Here is a 19,518-nt window from a genome sequence, read left to right on the forward strand (position 1 = left end):
CAATCGTCAGCCGGGTAGGCTGGAGCAGTGAATGATTTCGAAATTGGCCGGGCCAAGCGCGCTCGCCGCGTCTATTCCTTTGATGACATTGCAATCGTGCCCTCGCGTCGCACGCGAGACCCGCGTGACGTGTCGGTGAGCTGGACGATTGACGCCTACACCTTCGACATTCCCGTCATCGCCGCTCCCATGGACTCAGTGGTTTCGCCGGCGACCGCGATCGAGATGGGCAAACTCGGCGGACTTGGCGTGCTCGACCTCGAAGGCCTCTGGACTCGCTACGAGAACCCTGAGCCAGTGCTCGAAGAAATTCGCCGCCTCCCCGCCGACCAGGCGACCGCTCGAATGCAACAGTTGTACTCCGAGCCGATCAAGCCCGAGCTTGTGACTCAACGGCTCGCCGAGATCCGCGAAGCCGGAGTGCCCGTCGCAGGCGCGCTCAGCCCGCAGCGTACGAAAGAACTCCACCAGACTGTACTCGATGCTGGGGTCGACCTCTTCGTCATCCGCGGCACGACGGTCAGCGCTGAGCACGTCTCCAAGGCCAGCGAACCCCTCAACCTCAAAGAGTTCATCTATGAACTTGACGTACCCGTAATTGTCGGAGGCGCCGCCACCTACACGGCAGCGCTGCACCTCATGCGCACGGGTGCCGCGGGCGTGCTCGTTGGCTTTGGCGGAGGAGCGTCAAGCACCACACGCAGCGCTCTCGGCATTCACGCCCCGATGGCAACAGCAGTTGCTGATGTTGCTGGCGCTCGTCGCGACTATATGGACGAATCTGGTGGCCGCTATGCTCATGTAATCGCCGATGGCGGTCTCGGCACGAGTGGTGACATTGTGAAAGCAATCTCCGTTGGTGCGGATGCCGTAATGCTCGGTAGCGCTCTTGCCCGCGCAACCGAAGCTCCCGGCGGAGGCTGGCACTGGGGACAAGAAGCGCACCACTCTGAGCTTCCCCGTGGCAACCGTGTCGAGGTTGGGCAACTTGCTCCGCTCGCCGAGATTCTCAACGGACCCTCGTCGCACGCGAACGGCCAGTCGAATCTCATCGGTGCGCTGCGTCGCTCGATGGCGACAACCGGTTACTCCGACCTGAAAGAGTTCCAACGGGTCGACGTCGTCGTCGCTCCCTACAACACGCTGTAACTGACTGGCAGGGCCGCTCTCCGGAAGAGCAGCTCTCAGGGGGGCAGTTCACAGGCAGAGATCAGCCGAACGCTGGAGGATTTGTCCATGGCTAAGCCCCGATCGATATCCCAGACAGCAGCGTTGAGCGCCGAACAGCGTGTCGGCGCTATCGCGGCCCTGCGTGACACCGAACTCGACATTCTCGTGATCGGCGGCGGCATCGTCGGCACGGGCAGTGCTTTGGATGCTGCAACGCGTGGCCTGAACGTCGGCATGGTTGAGGCGCGTGACTGGGCTTCGGGCACGTCGAGCCGGTCATCCAAATTGGTGCATGGCGGCATCCGCTACTTGGAGCAGCTTGATTTTCGCCTAGTGCGCGAAGCACTCAAGGAGCGCGGGCTGCTCTTGCAGCGCATTGCGCCCCACCTGGTGCGGCCTGTTCGTTTTCTTTACCCGGTGACGAAACCAATTTTCGAACGGCTATATATCGGTGCGGGAATGTTGTTGTACGATCTCCTCAGCTATTCGGGTGGGCGGCCTCCCGGGGTGCCCCATCACCGTCACCTGACCCGCGGACAGATGTTGCGAGCCGCGCCGAGTTTGCGCGCTGACGCTTTTCGCGGCGGCCTCACCTACTACGACGCTCAGGTAGACGACGCGCGATACGTGTCGACTCTTGCGCGCACCGCGAGCTTCTATGGTGCCCATGTGGCAAGCCGGGTTCGGGTCGAAGACTTCGTGAAAGTCGGTGAGCGGGTCGTCGGCGTGATGGCCCACGATCTCGAGACGGGCGAGCGCTTCGAAATCCGCGCCAAGCAGGTCGTGAATGCGACCGGGGTGTGGACGGATGACACTCAGGCGATGGTTGGCGAACGCGGACAATTCAGGGTGCGGGCGTCGAAGGGTGTGCATCTAGTGGTGCCTCGCGATCGCTTCCAGTCGAAGCTTGGCTTGCTATTGCGCACCGAGAAGAGCGTGCTGTTTGTAATCCCGTGGGGTCGACACTGGCTCATTGGCACGACAGACACCGACTGGGAACTCGACAAGGCACACCCCGCTGCTACCGCAGCAGACATCGACTATTTGCTTGACTGCGTCAACAAAGTACTGGCTGTTCCGCTTACCCGCGACGACGTTGAGGGTGTATTCGCCGGGCTGCGTCCGCTGCTTGCGGGGGAGTCTGACCTCACCTCCAAGCTCAGTCGCGAACACATCGTCACCCACAGCGTGCCCGGTTTGGTTGTCGTCGCCGGTGGTAAGTGGACGACCTACCGCATCATGGCGAAGGATGCGGTGGATGCCGCGGTCGATGCTCTTGACGGCAAAGTCTCGCCGAGCATCACCGAAGATGTCGCACTCCTCGGAGCAGAGGGATACCGGGTCGCGTGGAACAAGCGTGCAACGCTCGCCCGCACTTTTGGCCTCCACCGGACTCGGGTCGAACACCTGCTCAACCGCTACGGTGTGCTCGCTTCTGAAGTGCTCGAACTCGTTCGCGGCAATCCAGAACTTGCTGAGGCTCTGCCAGGCGCCGATGACTATATTGCGGCCGAAGTCGTCTATGCGGCTAGCCACGAAGGCGCCTTGCACCTTGACGATGTTTTGGCCCGCCGCACTCGTATATCGATTGAGGCATGGGACCGTGGCGTCTCAGCCGCGCCTGTCGCAGCAGAGCTTATGGCCGAGGTTTTGGGCTGGGATAAGGCACGCGCTGCCACCGAAGTTGAGCGCTATCTTCAGCGGGTCGAAGCCGAGATCGCTAGCCAGAAGCAACCCGACGATGAGTCGGCTGACAGGGTTCGTCTCGCAGCACCAGATATCGTTATCGAGTGAGTACGACGGTTTCTTCGCCAGTGGCGCCAGCAGCGTCAGCAACGCCGGCAACAATGTGGCAGATCGCACGACGACCACGCTGGATCGGTGCCCTCATCTTGGCGCTCGCTATCGCCTCGAGCTTCGCTGCTCTCGGTCAGTGGCAGCTGAGCCGCAGCCTTGAAGGCGGCGAGATCACCGAGCAGCAGAGTGAAACAGTTGTCGCGCTCGATTCGGTTGCGACCGCACAGGAGCCTCTCGCCTCGGTGACCACCGGACAATCGGTGAGCTTCACCGCCGAACTCGTTCCCGGCGACTATGTCGTGCTCGCAGAACGCCGCAACACTGCCGGGATGGGCTACTGGGTTGTCGGCCACGGGCAGGAACCCAGCGGGGCAAGCATCGCTATTGCACTCGGGTGGGCTTCGTCGACGGATGCTGCGGCATCCGCTATTGCTCAGCTTGAAGCCTCGCCACCAGCCTCGCCACCAGCCTCGTCCTTCTCTGGTCGTCTGCTGCCGACCGAGTCACCGCAAGTGTCCGATTTCGAATCGGGAGTCCGCAGCGCCCTCGCGGTCTCGGAGCTTGTGAACCTGTGGCAAGAAGTGCCTGCAGGAACCTATGGGGGTTACGTCGTAAGCTTCGACCCGCCAGCGGGCCTCGAAGCGATCGATTCGCCGCCGCCAATTACGGAAGTTTCGCTCAATCTGCTCAACGTTTTTTATGCGGTCGAGTGGGTTGTTTTCGCTGGCTTCGCCGTCTTCCTCTGGTACCGCCTTGTGCGGGATGTGTGGGAAGAGGAGCGCGAAGGTGTGGAGCCTAACGCGGCCGTAGACTAGAGCCATGGCTCTCGGTCCCCGGATTTCTGATTTCCCGCGCATTCGTCGCACTCTCTCGTTCTACAAGGTCTCGTCGATCATCACCGGCAGCTTCTTGCTCGTGCTCGTGCTCATGATGGTGTTCCGTTATGGGCTCGGTGGCGACATTGAGCTGAACGGCCCGGACGCTTTTCTGGCATTGCAGCACAAAGATCTAATCCAGGGCATCAACGTTTCGACGATCATCCTGATCGTGCACGGCTGGCTTTATGTCTTCTACGTCGCGGCCGACTTTGTGCTCTGGCGCTTGACGCGCTTCTCATTCTTACGGTTCTTGTACATCGCCCTCGGCGGTGTCATCCCGTTGCTGTCGTTCTTCTTGGAGCGTCAGGTTCCTCGTTTTGTTGAAGCGAAACTTGCCCGTATTGAATCCGCTGCAGCCGTGAAAGCGGCGGGCGCCGACTCCGCAAAGGCTTCCGCATGACCGATTCCTCGGCCTCGGCCACTTCCGCAGACACGAACGCTCGTCCCGTTCTCGTCGTCGACTTTGGCGCTCAGTACGCGCAGCTCATCGCGCGTCGCGTGCGTGAAGCAAACGTGTACAGCGAGATCGTTCCTCACACCATCACCGCTGAAGAGATCGCCGCGAAGAACCCGGTTGGCATTGTGCTGAGTGGTGGCCCGTCGAGTGTCTACGAGCCTGGCTCGCCCGACCTCGACCCCGGCATCCTTCAATTGGGTGTCCCGGTCTTCGGCATTTGCTACGGCTTTCAGGTGATGGCACGTCAGCTCGGAGGCACTGTCTCAAAGACGGGGCTGCGCGAGTATGGCGCGACCGACATGACTGTGCAGGGTGACGGTGGATCGCTGCTCGGTGAGCAGCCGAACAAGCAGACGGTGTGGATGAGTCACGGCGATGCTGTCACCGAAGCCCCCGAGGGTTTTGTTGTTCTGGCGAGCAGTGAGGCAACGCCGGTCGCTGCGTTTGCCAGCACTGAGCGCGGACTTTACGGTGTGCAGTGGCACCCCGAAGTGAAGCACTCCGAGTTCGGCCAGACCGTTCTCGAGAACTTCTTGCACGATGCTGCAGGCATCCCGGCCGACTGGAACAGCGGCAACGTTATTACTGAACAGGTTGCCCGCATTCGCGAGCAGGTTGGTTCGGCTCGTGTGATCTGCGGTCTTTCTGGCGGAGTCGACTCCGCCGTTGCTGCTGCGATCGTGCACAAAGCTGTTGGCGACCAACTCGTCTGCATTTTTGTTGACCATGGTCTGTTGCGTCAGGATGAACGCCGCCAGGTTGAAGAAGATTACGTGGCTTCGACAGGTGTTCGTCTTGTCACCGTCGATGCCGTTGACCAGTTCATGGATGCTCTCGCCGGAGTCACTGACCCTGAAACGAAGCGCAAGATCATCGGCCGCGAGTTCATCCGCAGCTTCGAGAACGCCGCTGAGGCCCTCGTGCTCGAAACTCAGGGCAGCGAAGACACCGTGAAGTTCCTCGTTCAAGGCACCCTGTACCCGGATGTTGTCGAAAGTGGCGGAGGAACTGGCACCGCCAACATCAAGAGCCACCACAACGTTGGCGGACTCCCCGAAGACTTGCAGTTCGCTCTCGTCGAGCCGCTGCGCACCCTGTTCAAGGACGAAGTGCGTGCGATTGGCCGCGAGCTTGGGCTTCCCGAAGTTATCGTCGGCCGCCAGCCGTTCCCTGGGCCAGGTCTCGGCATCCGCATTATCGGTGAAGTAACCCACGATCGTCTCGAACTGTTGCGCAAGGCGGATGCGATTGCTCGCGCCGAGCTGACCGCTGCGGGTCTCGATGGCACGATTTGGCAGTGCCCTGTAGTGCTCCTCGCCGACGTGCGTTCGGTTGGTGTGCAGGGCGATGGCCGCACCTACGGTCACCCGATCGTGTTGCGCCCCGTCTCCTCTGAGGATGCGATGACGGCCGACTGGACTCGTTTGCCGTATGACGTGCTCGCCAAGATCTCGAACCGCATCACCAATGAGGTGGATGGCGTGAACCGCGTCGTGCTCGACGTCACGTCGAAGCCGCCGGGAACTATCGAGTGGGAATAACGTCTTAACGAGAAAGCCCCCGCCGCTCGGCTACTGCCGGAGCGACGGGGGCTTTCTCGTTTGTAGCGCGGGGCTAGTTAGTCGCGCAGGATGGAGAAGAAGCGCAGCATCTCGAGGTACAGCCAGACAACCGTGACCATGATGCCGAATGTACCCTTCCACCCGAACGCGCGGGGTGCGCCGTTGGCAACACCTCTCTGGATCAAGTCGAAGTCGAGCACGAGTGAGTACGCGGCCATGATGACTACGAGCACACCGAGAACAGCGCCAAAGGGGATGCCGAGGAATGGAATTTCGGCGCTGCGGAGACCGAAGGCGTCGTCACTGCCGCCGAAGATCATGAGTCCAACGTTGACGAGGGAGAAGACCGCGTAGCCGACCATCGCGATCAGAAAGACCTTGGTGGCTTTCTTCGACGCACGGATCTTGCCGCTTGCGAAGAGTGCGAGAGTGACACCGACGACGACGATCGTCGCGATAACTGCTTGCGTGACAACGCCGCCATAGGCGTTCTCAAAGAACCGTGAGATGCCGCCGACGAAGACACCCTCCACGGCCGAGTACGCCAAGACAAGTGCACCAGACGGCTGCTTCTTGAAGATGTTGACGAGGGCGAGAACGAAACCGATGATGCCGGCGCCGATCCAGAGGAACGGCATTGACGGGGCGATTACCCAGCTGATCGCTGCGCCGACGAGCAGCAGCGCGAAAGCTCCTACGGTCTTGGCGATGGTGTCTTCGACCGTCATGACGTCGCCCGATGCGGGAGTCGACTCACGGCTGTACATGTCGTTGAGCTGCTGGTTCGAGACCTGGTTCGCTACGGCGATTCCACCGCGCGAGCTAAACGCAGCATCGCGGGAGAAAGCGGGGTTATTGAGTGCCATGATTCCTCTGTTTGGTGTAGCGCCACACGTTAATGGCGCACGTCAAAACTACCGGAGTCTGCTGAGAAAAGCCGCATTTTAGCGCCGGGATGCTGCGCTGTGAGCGATCGCCCGTGCAAGCCAGGCGGCCGCCACCAATACAACCGTTGAGATGGCGAGCGCTTCGGGCATCGCGGAGTACTCCTGAAAGAACCGCGGAAGGATTATTCCGTTGGCGATTGGCAACGCGAGCGCGAGATAGGAGATTAGTGGTCGGTGGCGCACGATCAACCAGGCGAGCAGCGGAATAGTCAGGGTCCACATCGACATGGGGCCGGTGAGCATGATCCAGATCTGGCTAATGGTGGGCAGTATCACGATCATCCGGCGCCAACCTCGGGCGGGCATGATCGACCATCCCACTGCTGTCGCTGTGGTGCCGATGAGCAAAATGATCAGCGTGTAGTTGTTGGCGCCTTGAAGGTGCACCGCCCCGGCGATGATCAGCAGAAGGCCAGCAAAGTAGCGGTCGTTGTAGCGACCCCACTTCAGCGGGAGTCGTCGCGCCGGCTCCCAGCGGCGCGCGCGCAGCGTTGTACTAGCGACCATCGGTGAGGAGGGAGTAGAGAACGATGCCCCAGACGACAAGCCAGACGTAGCCAAGAACTGTCGCGATTCGAGCCATGAGCAGCCCGCGCTCGCCTGTCTCTTTGATCTGTTGGATTGCTACGTGGCCGAAGATCAGCGCGGGAGCCCCAGTGATCGCAGCCAACGCAATGGCGATGATCGCCACTGGATTCGTGCGAGGGGCCACCAGCGGCGCAGGGCGCGTAGCATCCGCCGAGGTGGGTTCACCGCAATAGACACAGAACTTCCACTCCGGCCGCACTGGGGCCGCGCACGACGCGCATTCGGACATACCTAAATATTAGTCGCAGCCGCACTTCGGCATATTCTTTATGTGATGAGCACCACCACTAGCCCACTTGTGATCGGGCATCGCGGAGCCAGCGGCTACCGCCCAGAACACACTAGGGCTGCCTACAATCTCGCCTTCACCCTCGGGGCGGATGCCGTAGAACCCGACATTGTCGCGACTCGTGACGGTGTGCTTGTGCTGCGGCACGAGAACGAAATTTCGGGCACTACCAACGTCGCCGATCACCCAGAATTTGCGGATCGTCGAACGTCAAAGACGATCGACGGCACCGTGATGACGGGGTGGTTCACCGAAGATTTCACGTGGGCTGAACTGGCGACGTTGCGCGCTCGTGAACGACTGCCGGAAGTGCGCCGCGACAACGTTGCGTTCAACGACAGCGAACCGATTTTGCGGCTGAGCGATCTGCTGGAGCTCGTCGACCAGCACCCTGAAGCGCAGCGACGGCAGCTCCAAGTTGTGGCGGAGATCAAGCATGCGAGTTACTTCGAGTCGATCGGTTTGCCGCTCGACGAGCTCTTCGCCACAGAGGTAAGCGGCTGGGCGACTGCCGACAACCTCATCATCGAATCGTTTGAACAGAGTGTCTTGCATCGCATCCGGGATCGCGGCATTCCCGGCAAGTTGGTGTTCTTGCTCGAAAGCCGCGGGGCACCTTCGGATTTGGTTGTCCGTTTCGGTGCGCAGGCGCGTAACTATGCGGAACATCTAACCGAGGATGGGCTCGCCCAGCTTGCGCTCGAAGTCGACGGAATCAGTGTCGACAAGAAGATGCTCATGGTCAAAGACCTACCGGGAAATCTCACGGGAACCAACGATCTGGTGCCCAGAGCCCACGCAGCAGGGCTGTTGGTGTTCTGTTGGACGCTGCGAGCTGAGAACCGTTTCTTGCCCAAGAACTTGCGTTCGAGCAAACAGCCCGAGCAATTCGGCGATTGGCTCGGCGAGTTTCGCACGCTCATGGATTCCGGACTCGACGGGGTATTCACCGACCAACCCGACCTCGCCGTCACCGCACGCGGGTAGAGTCGAGAGGCAATGACCACAGTTTTTGACCCTTCTGACCCTGGCCGCTCTGCCGACGGTGATTCCGTTCGCGACCCCCTACTCGACGGGCTGAACCCTCGCCAACGTGAGGCAGTGGAATATCGGGGGCCTTCGCTGCTGATTGTGGCCGGTGCAGGTTCGGGCAAGACAAGCGTTCTGACTCGTCGTATCGCCGGCCTGCTGCGTTCACGGGAGGCCTGGCCGAGCCAGATCCTGGCTATCACCTTCACCAACAAGGCCGCAGCCGAGATGCGCGAACGTGTTGGCGCCATTGTGGGCAACACTGCCGAGGGCATGTGGATCTCGACGTTCCATTCCGCGTGCGTGCGCATTCTTCGTCGCGAAGCAGAAGCGTTCGGCTTCTCTAAGAACTTCACCATCTACGACTCCGCCGACAGCAAAGCGCTGCTCAAGCGAATCCTCAAAGAGCTCGACGCTGACATGTACGGGTTGACCGTCAGCAAGGCTGCAAACCGCATTTCGCAACTCAAGAACGAGCTAACCGACGTAGACGGTTTTGCTCGGGATGCCAATCTCAGCGACCCGGCGGAGAAGAAGTTCCTTGAAGTCTTCCGTCGCTACACACGCGGACTCAGCGACGCCAACGCCTTCGACTTTGACGACCTCATCGGCCAAACGGTGTACCTGTTCCGTGCCTTCCCGCAGATCGCGGCCACCTATCAGCGCCGCTTCAAGCACATCCTCGTCGATGAGTATCAAGACACCAACCACGCCCAATACTCCCTGATTCGTGAGCTGACGAGGCCGCCGGCTCCCGAGCAGTTCACGTCGGCGCAGGGCATGCTCGTGCAAGACAACAACACAGAGGCAGAAGCCGCGTCGCTGACCGTTGTTGGTGACAGCGACCAGTCCATTTATGCGTTCCGCGGAGCCGACATCCGCAACATTGTTGAATTCGAACGAGACTTTCCCCGCTCAACAGTGATTCTGCTCGAACAGAATTACCGGTCGACTCAGACGATTTTGGATGCCGCCAACGCGGTGATCTCGAACAACTTTGATCGCAAAGACAAGAAACTCTTCACGACGATCGGCGTTGGCGACAAGATTGTGGGCTTCACCGGCTATTCGGGCCACGACGAAGCGCAGTTTATTGCGGATGAGATTCAGAAGCTTCACGACGAGGGCGTCGCCTATAAAGATGTTGCGGTCTTCTATCGCACCAACTCGCAGACCCGTGCGCTTGAAGAGATCTTCATTCGCGCGGCCCTCCCGTATCGGGTGCTTGGCGGAACAAAGTTCTACGAGCGCGCAGAAATTAAAGATGCCTTCGGCTACCTGATTGCGGTCGCTAACCCGGCGGATCCGCTGGCGCTGCGTCGAATCATGAACACCCCCAAGCGCGGCATCGGCCCCGCAACGGAGTCAGCGCTGCAGGCGTGGGCGGATGACCGTGGCGTGACCCTGCGCGACGCGATGCGCAACGCAGTCGAGCTGGGTCTCGGTCCCAAGGTCACGAAGGCAATTGTTGATCTTGCTCGCTTGCTTGATGAAGTGATGGCGAAGGTGGAGACCGCTAAGCCCGCTGAGATCTTGAGCGAGCTGTTGGAGCGCTCGGGCTACGTGCGCACGTTGCGCGCGTCGCTAGACCCGCAGGATGAGGCTCGCGCCGAAAACGTTGATGAACTCATTGCCGTAACCAAGGAGTTCGGCAAGAACAATCCCGACGGCACCCTTCTCGATTTCCTCACCGAGGTATCTCTCGTAGCGGCGGCCGATGATTTGGATGACTCGAGCGGCACCGTTTCGCTGATGACGCTGCACACGGCGAAGGGCCTCGAATACGATTCGGTGTTCGTGACCGGTGTTGAAGAAGATCTGCTCCCACACCGTATGTCGGCAAATGAGCCCGGCGGGCCCGCCGAAGAGCGTCGACTTTTCTATGTGGGAATCACGCGTGCCCGCAAACGGCTCTTCCTCTCCTTGGCGATGACTCGTGCCCAATTTGGCGAGGTCAACGTGGCGATGCCGAGCCGTTTTCTCCAAGAAATTCCGGCAGATCTCATCGAGTGGAAGCAGTCTCCGGGCATGTCTAATTCGCGGAGCGGCTCGCAGTCTCGTTCGCTCAATGCGCGCCGTGGTAGTGGCAATGGTGGCGGCGGCTCGTGGGCTGGTTCGCTGCGCGAAGCAGCCTCAGGCGGTCTACCTCCTGCTCCACCGCGCGCAAAGACCGAATGGGCCAATGCGATCACGGCCACAGTTCGCGACAATGGTGATCTGACTCTGGCGGCGGGCGACCGCATCCGTCACACTGACTTTGGTGATGGCACCGTGAATCAGGTGACCGGCAACGGCCCCAAGAGCATCGCCGACGTTCAATTCGATACCGCCGGACGGAAGCGTCTGCTGATCAAGATTGCTCCCATTGAGAAACTTTGATTCTGAAAGCCACGATAGGTCGGGCAGAATGGCGCACGGAGAAGTGCGGCTCGTTGTTCCGCACGTTCGTCCGCTCGACACCGATGATGAGCTGGCCGCAGCGCTCGTGCAGGTGCGGGTAGACCTCAAACTACCCACTGCGTTCAGTGCTGAGGTTGAGGAAGCCGCTGACGCTGCGGTCGCGGCCTATGAGCCACCCGAGCTTGATCTCACTGATATTCCGTTTTCTACAATCGACCCTGTGGGAGCGACCGACCTCGACCAGGCTCTCTATTTGGAGCGAACCGGCGAGACACTGCGCGTGATGTACGCGATTGCCGAAGTCCCTGCATTCGTGTGGCCAGGTTCAGCCGTCGACGCTGAAGCTCGCAAACGTGGGCAGACGCTGTATGCGCCCGACGGTCGAGTTCCGCTCCACCCCACTGTGATCAGCGAAGATGCCGCATCATTGCTCGCCGGTGCCACTCGACCAGCCTTCGTGTGGACCTTTGACTTGGATGCTACGGGTGCGGTCACCGCGACGACTCTCGTGCGTGCCCAAGTGCGCAACCGTCGCCAGTATGACTACGTCGAAGTGCAGGATCTGCTCGATAAAGAGCTGGCCGACGAGTCGCTGTCGTTGCTGCCCGAATTTGGCCGTCTCCGTGCCGAGTTGGAGCGCCAGCGGGGAGGCGCAAGTCTCAATCGCCCCGACGAAGAAGTGGTGCTCGTCGACGGCACCTACGTGCTCGAGCGTCGTAGCCCGCTGCCGGTTGAGCAGTACAACGCGCACGTGTCGCTCATGACGGGCATGGAGGCCGCGCGCATCATGCTTGAGGGCAATGTGGGCATCCTGCGTACGATGCCTGCGCCCGATCCTGAGACGCTGGCCGACTTTCGACGCCAGGTTGCGAGTCTTGGATGCCCGTGGCCCGAGAACCAGAACTATGGCGAGTATTTGCGTGCCCTCGACCACAGTGACCCCCGCGCTCTCGCTGCGATTCACGCCGCCACGTCACTGTTCAGGGGCGCCGGGTACACCGTGTTCGACGGTGAGCATCCTGACGAAACCATTCAGGCTGCCGTTGCTGCTCCCTACGCTCACGCAACCGCGCCGTTGCGCCGCCTCGTCGATCGTTTTGTGCTCGTCGCGTGCGAGGCCATTATCTCGGGCCGCGGAGTGCCGAAGTGGGTGCGCGAAGCACTGCCCGAGCTTCCCAAGATCATGGCGCGCACCGGCTCGGTTGCCTCGCAACTGGAACGCGCCTCGGTCAATGCGATCGAGGCCGCACTGTTGAGCGCGCGAGTGGGAGACGAGTTTGACGCAACTGTCGTTTCGGAGCGCGCTGATGGTGGCGTCATCCAGATCGCCGACCCGGTGATCACTGCCCGCATTGAGGGCAAGGTCACGGCCGGCTCGAGCGTGCGAGCGCGGCTCGTGGCCGCTGAGATTGCAACTGGAACTGTGGAGTTCGTTCTCGCCTAGTTGTCCGTGAGAGTTCGCCGAGGCTTGCGAAACGCAGCGAGGTACCGGTGCTGCGCCGCAAACCGCACCCACCGGGGCAGCCGTGGGTAGACGGCACGCGTGACACGTATGATCCGGTCGAACCGTTTCTGGTTGTGGGAGAGCCCGTAGGCGGCGCGCAGTTCTTCGCTGAGCAATCCTGCTGTCAGTACGCGCACGAGCGGCATCGCTGGTCGTAACCACCACGGTCCGCCGGTTGGATGCAACAGCTGCTGGGCAACCCGTTGGCTCGCGTCAGTGACGCTCAACCCGGCCACGCTCTCGTTCCAGTAGCGGCCAAACGCCGCCCGATCCTCCGGCCACAGCGCGCGGGGAACGCCCAGCGCCGTCGCAATCACTGCGTAATCGGCGAGCAGCGTTTCGGCATCCACCTCTCGCAGCGGCCCGAACACGAGTTCGCGCACACGCATCGCGGTGTCATAGAGAGTCGCCGCGACCCACAACTGAAGATGCGCGTCGCGAGCGTCATAAGCGTCTGAGTGAACAGGCCGATGGGCCGCGCCCACGCGCCGCGCGACCTCTGCCGCCTCGGCCGGAGTGCCGTACACCGTCACGTACAAGTAGGTGAGGGTGCCGTTGAGGCGATCCAAGGGGCGCCGCGCAAAGTCGCTGTGCTCAGCCACTGCCAGCCCAACAGCAGGGTGCGCAATCTGTAACAGAATGGCCGCGCCGCCGCCAGCCAACAGGGCGACGTCGGCAGAGACATCCGCGATTCTGAGGGGGCTGGGGTTGGTCACTTGGCCAGTTTAGGAGCCACCAAGCACAAGATTCGCCGATCTTTCGTCGTCTGCAGCCCGCTATCGGAAAACACTCAACGTTAGGCACGGTAAGCTTTTCCACTGGCGTGCATCTCTAGGGGCCGACCAATTTGGTACCGTTTCGCCGCCTTCCCCACTCACCATTACGCGCGGATTGGAATGAGCAGCGTGGATCTATTTGAGTACCAGGCCAGGGACGTATTTGAGTCCTATGGCGTACCAGTACTTGCCGGCCTGATTGCCGACACACCAGAAGAAGCCAAAGCAGCAGCCGAGAAAATCGGTGGAACCGTTGTTGTTAAGGCTCAAGTCAAGTCCGGCGGACGCGGCAAAGCGGGTGGTGTCAAGGTTGTTCACAACGCCGACGACGCTTACGCCGCAGCCGAGCAGATCCTCGGCCTCGACATCAACGGCCACACGGTCAAGCGAGTAATGATTGCTGCCGGCGCTCGCATCGCGCAAGAGTTCTACTTCTCCGTGCTGCTCGACCGAGCTAACCGCTCGTACCTTTCGCTGTGCAGCGTTGAAGGTGGAGTCGAGATCGAGGTTCTTGCTGTTGAGCGCCCCGAAGCTCTCGCCAAGATCGAGATCAACCCGATGACGGGTATCGATCTCGCCAAGGCAACCGAGATCGCTAAGGCTGCCAAGTTCCCGGCAGAGCTCGTCGACAAGGTTGCTCCTGTCTTCGTGAAGCTCTATGAGGTGTACAAGGGCGAAGACGCAACCCTCGTTGAGGTCAACCCCCTCGTTCTCACCGAAGATGGTCAGATTCTGGCTCTCGACGGCAAAGTGTCGCTTGACGAGAACGCTGACTTCCGTCACCCCAAGCACGCCGCACTCGAAGATGCTGACGCTGCTGACCCCCTCGAGGCGAAAGCTAAGGCCAATGGCCTCAACTACGTCAAGCTCGATGGTGAAGTGGGTGTCATCGGCAACGGTGCTGGCCTCGTCATGTCGACGCTGGATGTTGTGGCGTACGCGGGCGAAAATCACGGCAACGTGAAGCCCGCCAACTTCCTCGACATCGGTGGCGGAGCATCAGCCGAGGTTATGGCCGCCGGTCTCGACGTCATTCTCAATGACCCACAGGTCAAGAGCGTATTCGTGAACGTCTTCGGTGGAATCACCGCGTGTGACGCTGTCGCTAAGGGAATTGTGGGCGCGCTCGCAGAACTCGGCAGTGCAGCCAACAAGCCACTTGTTGTCCGTCTCGACGGCAACAAGGTCGAGGAGGGTCGCGCGATTCTTGCTGAAGCGAACCACCTTCTCGTGACGCTAGCCGCATCTATGGACGAGGGCGCCGCTAAGGCCGCCGAACTCGCCAACGCCGCGAAGTAAGGAACCGAGCATGTCAATTTTCCTCAACAAGGATTCCAAAGTCATCGTCCAGGGCATCACTGGCGGTGAGGGCACCAAGCACACCGCCCTCATGCTCGCTGCTGGCACCCAGGTCGTTGGCGGCGTCAACGCACGCAAGGCCGGCACCACTGTCGTCCACGGCGACGTTGAGCTGCCCGTATTCGGCACTGTTGCTGAAGCAATGGAGAAGACGGGGGCGGATGTTTCGATCGCTTTTGTTCCTCCGGCCTTCACCAAGGATGCCGTTATCGAAGCTATCGACGCTGAGATGCCGCTGCTCGTCATCATCACCGAGGGTGTTCCCGTCGGCGACTCTGCCGAGTTCTGGGCTTACGCGCAGCAGAAGGGCAACAAGACCCGCATCATCGGGCCGAACTGTCCCGGAATCATCACGCCCGGTGAAGCACTCGTCGGCATCACGCCCGCGAACATCACCGGCAAGGGCCCGATCGGCCTCGTCTCCAAGTCGGGCACGCTCACGTACCAAATGATGTACGAACTGCGTGACCTCGGATTCTCGACCGCAATCGGCATCGGTGGTGACCCCATCATCGGCACGACGCACATCGACGCTCTTGAAGCGTTCGAGGCTGACCCCGAGACCAAGGCAATCGTCATGATCGGTGAAATTGGTGGAGATGCTGAAGAGCGTGCCGCTGACTACATCAAGGCTCACGTAACGAAGCCCGTTGTTGGTTACGTTGCTGGCTTCACGGCTCCCGAGGGTAAGACCATGGGGCACGCCGGTGCGATCGTTTCCGGTTCTGCCGGTACCGCTCAGGCTAAGAAGGAAGCTCTTGAAGCTGCTGGTGTGAAGGTCGGCAAGACGCCGTCTGAAGCCGCCAAGCTCATGCGCGAAATTCTCGCCACGCTCTAATCTGCGAAGACTGTTCGCGAGAGTAACTCGCTAGACAGAAGCGAACAAAAATGGAACCCAATACAGCAGGTACGACATTAANGCGTGTCCCCCAAAGAGCGGACAATCTGTCACGTTTTGGTAACGAGGCATTTGGGGCACCCCCTGTAGAGGGGTAGAACGGCTCTATAGTGGCACGTGGTGAGTGCCCGACCACCAGCAAGCAGTTAGCAAGCTAGCAAGTTCAGATCAGTAATCCCATTCAACGAAGAATAGGAACATTCGTGAGCATTCGAAGAATTATCTCGGTTGTGGCGGCGACAACGCTCGTTGCAACCTCTCTGGTTACCGGTGCCGCACTCGGCGCCACAGCTGCACCAGCATCCATTGGTGGCGGCGGCCAAACTGAATTCACCCCTGGGCGCTACATCGTCACCATGGTGGATCAGGCTGCAGCTACCTACGACGGAGGAGTTCGCGGCTTTGACGCCACGACGCCACCCGACGGCGAGCAACTCAACCCTCGCCGACAAGTAGTGCAGGACTACACCGAATACTTGGAAAAGAAGCAAGAGGATGCCGCGGCATCCGTCGGTGCTGACATCGAGTACTCGTACACGCTTGCTACCAACGGCTTCGCCGCAGATCTCACGGCAGCACAGGCCGTAAAGCTCTCCGCGAACAAACTGGTTGCGTCGATCGTGCCCGACGAGTTGAAGAAGATCACGGCAGCCCAGCGCTCGACCGAGTTCCTCGGACTTGAAGGTGCAGACGGACTGTGGGCATCCATCGGCGGTGCAGAAACCGCGGGTGAAGGAATCGTTGTTGGCGTGCTCGACACCGGCTTCGCGCCAGAGAACCCGGCATTCGCTGGCAACCCTCTCGGTACGGCACCAGGTGCGGCCCCGTACCGCGACGGTGACTCCGTCGTGTTCGCTAAGGCTGACGGACAAACCTTCACTGGAGCGTGCATCGAGGGCGAGCAGTTCACCACCGACGATTGCACCACCAAAGTCATTAGCGCCCGCTACTTCGTTGCCGGCTTCGGCGCCGGAAACCTCGGCGACGCGAGCGTTGGCGAATATGTTTCCCCGCGAGACGGCGACGGGCACGGATCGCACACCGCGAGCACCGCAGCCGGAAACCTTGAAGTTGATGCAACTGTTGGCGGAAACCCGCTTGGGTACTTCTCCGGTGTAGCGCCCGCGGCCAAGATCGCCGCCTACAAGGTCTGCTGGAGTGGCCCCGACCCGGTCGCGACGACCGACGACGGCTGTGCATCCACCGACCTCCTGGCCGCAATCGACCAGGCTATCGCCGATGGCGTTGACGTGATCAACTACTCGATCGGAGGGGGAGCTGCCAGCAGCACCGTCTCGCCGACCGACCAGGCATTCTTGGGTGCTGCCGCCGCTGGTGTATTCGTTGCTGCTTCGGCAGGTAACGACGGCCCGGGTGCGACAACCCTCGACAATGCAGCACCGTGGATCACCACCGTCGCGGCAAGCACTATTCCCAACTACGAAGCCACCGTCACTCTCGGTGATGGCCAGGCCTTCGCTGGTGCCTCCATCACGGTAAACCTCGACCCTGCTGCTGAGCCGCTCACCGGTGCGCTCGTGAATGCTGCGGATGTCGCGCTCGCCGGCGCAGACAGCGCCAACCTGTGCTTGCCAGATACTCTCGATCCCGTTCTCGTTGAGGGCAAGGTCGTGGTCTGTGAGCGTGGAGCTATCGCCCGCGTCGACAAGTCAGCCGAGGTTGCTCGTGCTGGTGGTATCGGTGCGATCTTGGTGAACGTGACGCCGAGCTCAACTGACCTCGACACTCACGTGATCCCCACCGTGCACTTGGATGCTCGCTACCACGACCAGGTGCTCGCGTATGCGGCAACTGAGGGTGCAACGGTAACCTTCACCGCTGGGAACGAAACGGACTACCAGCCACCGACACCACAGGTTGCCGGCTTCTCGTCGCGCGGCCCCGTTGAGGCTGATGGCAGCGATATCGTCAAGCCAGACGTATCGGCACCCGGCGTGGGTATCCTCGCTGCCGGCGCTAATGCTGAAGGTGCAGAACCGACCTTCCAGCTGCTGTCAGGCACCTCGATGTCATCGCCTCACGTAGCCGGTCTCGCCGCGCTGTACCTCGGCGAACGACCCAACGCGACACCAGCCGAAATCAAGTCGGCGTTCATGACCACCGCCTACGACACGGTTGACGGTGACGGAAACCCCGTAACCGATCCGTTCACTCAGGGCGCTGGCCACATTGATCCGACCAAGTTCTTCGAACCTGGCCTGCTCTACCTGAACGGCATCGGCGACTGGCTGTCCTACATTGAGGGCGCCGGTTACGACGTGCTCGACCCCTCGGTCGAAGCAATCGACCCCAGCAATCTCAACTTGGCATCCATCGGGATCGGTTCGTTGACGGCTCCTGAGACGATCACTCGCACGGTCACCTCCACCCAAGCGGGCAGCTTCGAGGCATCCATCTCGATCCCCGGCATCTCCGCAACGGTGTCGCCCTCAACGCTGACCTTTGGCGCCGCAGGCGAGACTCAGAGCTTTGAAGTGACCTTCAGCCGAACGGATGCTCCGCTCGACCAGTTCACCACCGGAACGCTCGTCTGGACCAGCGGTGACACCGTCGCGCACAGCCCCATTGCTGTGCGACCTGTCACGATCGTTGCTCCAGAGTTGGCCAGCGGTACCGGAACTTATGGTGCTGTTGACGTGACAGTGACCCCGGGGGGAACGGGCGACATCCCCCTCGCGACGACGGGGCTCAGTGCAGGAATCTTCCACGAAGATCCCACGGGAACTGAAACGGATCACTCCGGTTCGGGCGTCAGCGGCGATGAGTTCACCTATGACGTGACGGTGCCAGAGGGCACGACGTATGCGCGATTCGATCTCGATTCGATCGATGACACTGCCGATCTCGACCTGATCGTGTACCTGCTCAACGATGCAGGAACACCAATCGCGGGATGGCAGTCGGCAACGGGTGATGCTGATGAGCGAGTGAACCTCGTTGACCCGACTCCCGGTGCCTACCTGGTTATCGCGTCGGTCTACGCGGCGAATCCTTCGACGGCGTTCGATGTGCGTACCTACGCGGTTGTGCCGGGAGGCGAGCCCATTGGGCTGAACCCCGCGGTGCTGCCTGGTGTGCAGGGCGAAGCAGTGACCTATACGGCATCGTGGGAGGGTCTTGCACCCTTCACCAGTTACCTTGGCCTCATCAGCTATGGCGACACCGGTGCAGTCACAGCGCTTGAGGTAGTTACTCAGGAAGATGTTTTGCCGGGAACCCCGGTGAACACCGTGCTGCCGTCAATCACTGGCAAGCCCATCGTTGGCAAGAAACTCACCGCAAACCCGGGGGAGTGGGATGTCGACGGGCTGAAGTTTAGCTACCAGTGGCAGGCCGATGGTACCGATATTGCGGGTGCTGACAAGCGCAAATACACGGTCACGAAGGCGGATGAGGGCAAGGCGATCACGGTCGTGGTCACCACCAGCACGAAGGACCTGCCGAGCGCAACCGCTGTTTCTGAGTCGGTGATGATCAACTACAGCTCGAGCGTGAGCCTGTCAGTGAGTCGTCACGTCGCTTTCTCGTGGAACACCGTCAGTGCGACGATTCGTGTCGCCACGAGTGCGGATGACGCTGCTACCGGAACCGTGGAGGTCACGGTTGACGGCAAGAAGGTCGACTCGGTCACTCTGGGAGAAGCAGACAATGGAAAGGTGACGGTGAAGCTGCCGAAACTCGAGCGCGGTCTGCACCACGTGAAGGCGCAGTTCACCCCGGCTGGCGACAATGTGACCGGCTCGACCAGTCGCAACGATTGGGTGTACATTGTCTTCTAGACGGTAGACACCGAAGTGCTACAGCAACGGCTAGTCGCTCCCACAAGCGGCTGGCCGTTGTTGG

General features: G+C 60.8%; 15 protein-coding genes. 11 read left to right on the top strand and 4 right to left on the bottom strand.

Features of this window, described 5'->3' with window-relative positions:
• The first annotated feature begins 27 nt into the window (after positions 1-27).
• From ABD112_RS01920 to guaA, 5 genes are all read left to right on the top strand, one after another.
• Positions 28-1,149: a GuaB3 family IMP dehydrogenase-related protein gene (locus tag ABD112_RS01920; protein WP_343922681.1), complete on the top strand. Its 1,122-nt coding sequence runs from the start codon at positions 28-30 to the stop codon at positions 1,147-1,149.
• An 87-nt stretch (positions 1,150-1,236) separates the two neighbouring features.
• Positions 1,237-2,964, top strand: a complete 1,728-nt coding sequence (locus ABD112_RS01925) for a glycerol-3-phosphate dehydrogenase/oxidase (RefSeq protein ID WP_343922683.1) — start codon at positions 1,237-1,239, stop codon at positions 2,962-2,964.
• Positions 2,961-3,782: an SURF1 family cytochrome oxidase biogenesis protein gene (locus tag ABD112_RS01930; RefSeq protein WP_343922685.1), complete on the top strand. Its 822-nt coding sequence runs from the start codon at positions 2,961-2,963 to the stop codon at positions 3,780-3,782. The genes ABD112_RS01925 and ABD112_RS01930 overlap by 4 nt, the downstream gene beginning before the upstream one ends.
• A gap of 4 nt (positions 3,783-3,786) precedes the next feature.
• The gene (locus tag ABD112_RS01935) at positions 3,787-4,245 is read left to right on the top strand and encodes a DUF3817 domain-containing protein (RefSeq protein ID WP_343922687.1); all 459 of its coding nucleotides are present in this window, start codon (positions 3,787-3,789) and stop codon (positions 4,243-4,245) included.
• Positions 4,242-5,843 (top strand): glutamine-hydrolyzing GMP synthase, encoded by a 1,602-nt coding sequence (gene guaA, locus ABD112_RS01940; protein ID WP_343922689.1) that lies wholly within the window; start codon positions 4,242-4,244, stop codon positions 5,841-5,843. Before ABD112_RS01935 ends, guaA begins: the two co-directional genes overlap by 4 nt.
• Positions 5,844-5,920: 77 nt before the next feature.
• Here guaA and ABD112_RS01945 read toward each other — a convergent pair whose 3' ends face one another.
• From ABD112_RS01945 to ABD112_RS01955, 3 genes are all read right to left on the bottom strand, one after another.
• A complete protein-coding gene (locus tag ABD112_RS01945) occupies positions 5,921-6,730 on the bottom strand; it encodes a Bax inhibitor-1/YccA family protein (protein ID WP_343922691.1) in 810 nt (269 codons plus the stop codon).
• A 78-nt stretch (positions 6,731-6,808) separates the two neighbouring features.
• Positions 6,809-7,318: a hypothetical protein gene (locus ABD112_RS01950; RefSeq protein WP_343922693.1), complete on the bottom strand. Its 510-nt coding sequence runs from the start codon at positions 7,316-7,318 to the stop codon at positions 6,809-6,811.
• Entirely contained in the window at positions 7,308-7,628 is a 321-nt protein-coding gene (locus ABD112_RS01955; RefSeq protein WP_343922695.1) for a DUF4190 domain-containing protein, read from the bottom strand. The genes ABD112_RS01950 and ABD112_RS01955 overlap by 11 nt, the downstream gene beginning before the upstream one ends.
• Before the next feature lie 45 nt (positions 7,629-7,673).
• Here ABD112_RS01955 and ABD112_RS01960 point away from each other — a divergent pair, with 45 nt between their 5' ends.
• From ABD112_RS01960 to ABD112_RS01970, 3 genes are read left to right on the top strand one after another with little or no spacing between them, the layout of a single operon-like run.
• Positions 7,674-8,675, top strand: coding sequence for a glycerophosphodiester phosphodiesterase family protein (locus ABD112_RS01960; RefSeq protein WP_343922697.1), 1,002 nt, complete (start codon positions 7,674-7,676; stop codon positions 8,673-8,675).
• Positions 8,676-8,687: 12 nt separating this feature from the next.
• Positions 8,688-11,096, top strand: coding sequence for an ATP-dependent helicase (locus tag ABD112_RS01965; protein ID WP_343922698.1), 2,409 nt, complete (start codon positions 8,688-8,690; stop codon positions 11,094-11,096).
• Between the two features lie 28 nt (positions 11,097-11,124).
• The gene (locus tag ABD112_RS01970) at positions 11,125-12,561 is read left to right on the top strand and encodes an RNB domain-containing ribonuclease (protein ID WP_343922699.1); all 1,437 of its coding nucleotides are present in this window, start codon (positions 11,125-11,127) and stop codon (positions 12,559-12,561) included.
• Here ABD112_RS01970 and ABD112_RS01975 read toward each other — a convergent pair.
• Positions 12,558-13,337, bottom strand: a complete 780-nt coding sequence (locus ABD112_RS01975; protein WP_343922700.1) for an oxygenase MpaB family protein — start codon at positions 13,335-13,337, stop codon at positions 12,558-12,560. The genes ABD112_RS01970 and ABD112_RS01975 overlap by 4 nt on opposite strands.
• 189 nt (positions 13,338-13,526) lie before the next feature.
• Here ABD112_RS01975 and sucC point away from each other — a divergent pair, with 189 nt between their 5' ends.
• From sucC to ABD112_RS01990, 3 genes are all read left to right on the top strand, one after another.
• Positions 13,527-14,696, top strand: coding sequence for an ADP-forming succinate--CoA ligase subunit beta (sucC, locus tag ABD112_RS01980; protein WP_343922734.1), 1,170 nt, complete (start codon positions 13,527-13,529; stop codon positions 14,694-14,696).
• 10 nt (positions 14,697-14,706) lie between these two features.
• The gene (gene sucD, locus ABD112_RS01985; protein ID WP_343922701.1) at positions 14,707-15,594 is read left to right on the top strand and encodes a succinate--CoA ligase subunit alpha; all 888 of its coding nucleotides are present in this window, start codon (positions 14,707-14,709) and stop codon (positions 15,592-15,594) included.
• A gap of 263 nt (positions 15,595-15,857) precedes the next feature.
• Positions 15,858-19,454 carry a S8 family serine peptidase gene (locus ABD112_RS01990; RefSeq protein ID WP_343922702.1) on the top strand — a complete coding sequence of 1,199 codons (3,597 nt, stop codon included), beginning with the start codon at positions 15,858-15,860 and terminating at the stop codon, positions 19,452-19,454.
• Positions 19,455-19,518 lie beyond the last annotated feature (64 nt).

This window comes from Rhodoglobus aureus (genome assembly GCF_039527955.1).
GTDB lineage: Bacteria > Actinomycetota > Actinomycetes > Actinomycetales > Microbacteriaceae > Rhodoglobus > Rhodoglobus aureus.